Origin of the sequence: Psychrobacter sp. CMS30, from assembly GCF_904846565.1 — a bacterium.
Classification (GTDB): Bacteria; Pseudomonadota; Gammaproteobacteria; order Pseudomonadales; family Moraxellaceae; genus Psychrobacter; species Psychrobacter maritimus.
In genome coordinates, this window is record NZ_CAJHBF010000048.1 from 1 (window position 1) to 1,496 (window position 1,496).

Genomic DNA, 1,496 nt, shown 5'->3' on the forward strand with positions numbered 1-1,496 from the left:
GATGCAATCAATCCAAATACCCAAGTTTATTTGGCTGATAGTATGGGTGAGTTGATGAAATGGTATGCGCTTGCAGATGTGGCATTGGTGGGTGGCTCATTGGTCGATATTGGCGGGCATAATCCCGTTGAGCCGGCAAGTGTGGCGACGCCGGTATTGATGGGCAGTTATACCCAATCTTGCCAAAGCGTGGTTGATAAGCTCGCTAGCGTCGGGGCGTTATATCAACCAAACAATGCTTTCTATAGCGCTCTTGGTACTGATGAGCAGCTATCTCAGCAGCAGAAAATTGCGAGCAATCAGCCATCTAGCGATGATGACAGTTTGCTTTATCAGCAGCTACAGTTTTGGCTCAGTCATTTGGAATTGGCAAAACAAGCAGGGCAAGCGGGTGCAGAAATGACTGAGCAGCAGCAAGCGGTCTTGCATCGGCAGTTATCGATGATTGAAGATGTGATTCAGCAATACGCAAAACCGCCTTTTGAGCAAGACCTGAGCCAAGACGTGAATCAAGAGCTGATATAAGTGACGCTATGAACTGTATATTATTGCCAGCAACCAACTTTCAACATGATAATGCGTCTGCCTATATCAATGATTTAATGCAAATTACCCATGTGAATAAAGTATTAACTGCCAAAGTAGGTGATACGTTAAAAATTGGCCAATTGGGTGGCAAGCTTGGCAGCGCTATCATTGAGAATATCGCACCCGATAGTATTCAGCTAAGTGATATACAGCTGACCATCAATCCGCCACCGAAGCTCAATCTTACAGTGGTGTTGGCATTGCCAAGGCCAAAGGTGCTACGCCGCCTAATCATGGATATGACCGCGCTTGGCGTTAACGATATTATCCTTATCAACAGCTACCGTACGCAAAAAAGCTATTGGCAAAGCCCGATGTTGGCTCGCCTTGACGAGTTTGTGTTAGAAGGGCTGCAACAAGGCGTTGATACGGTTGCGCCGCGAATTAGTCTGCAAAAACGCTTTAAACCTTTTGTTGAAGATGAGGTTGCAAGCTTAATCACCAATCGCGCCATCGTTGCTCGTCCTTATAGCGCGCTGTCTTTTGCGCAATACATGCAGCAACAACTAAAAAATCCTGAACCTCTTCATAACTCAGTACTGCCAAGTATGGTGTTTATCGGTGCAGAAGGCGGCTGGATTGATTATGAGATTGAACTACTTGCCAAGCAAGGTTGCACGGCGGTCAATATAGGCCCGCGCATATTGCGCACCGAAGCGGCGGTTAATGTCATTTTAGGGCAGTGGCTGCTCTAAGAGGTAGCTGCTTTAGGGTAGGGCTGCTCTATCATCAAAGCAAACCCATAAAAAGCCATTAAAACTCTGCTTAAATATCGCTATCTAAAGGTAAATATTAAGTGATAATTTTGCTGCATGGTTGCACGAAATAAATGTATTGATAATTAATCTCATTTCGATTAGTATATTGTCACTCAGGCATTAATGTCTTATTAATCCCGCTATTCAATC

General features: G+C 44.7%; 2 protein-coding genes. Both read left to right on the top strand.

Annotated features, from left to right (window positions below):
- A partial coding sequence (locus JMX94_RS13180) for a 3-deoxy-D-manno-octulosonic acid transferase (RefSeq protein ID WP_374220425.1) occupies positions 1 to 525 on the top strand: 525 nt, incomplete at its 5' end.
- 8 nt (positions 526 to 533) lie between these two features.
- A complete protein-coding gene (locus JMX94_RS13185) occupies positions 534 to 1,283 on the top strand; it encodes a 16S rRNA (uracil(1498)-N(3))-methyltransferase (RefSeq protein ID WP_201566025.1) in 750 nt (249 codons plus the stop codon).
- Positions 1,284 to 1,496: the final 213 nt, after the last annotated feature.

Bases quoted from the DNA above. Each gene is read 5' to 3' on its own strand.
- JMX94_RS13185 (WP_201566025.1), top strand. From the start codon at position 534: ATGAACTGTATATTATTGCCAGCAACCAACTTTCAACATGATAATGCG.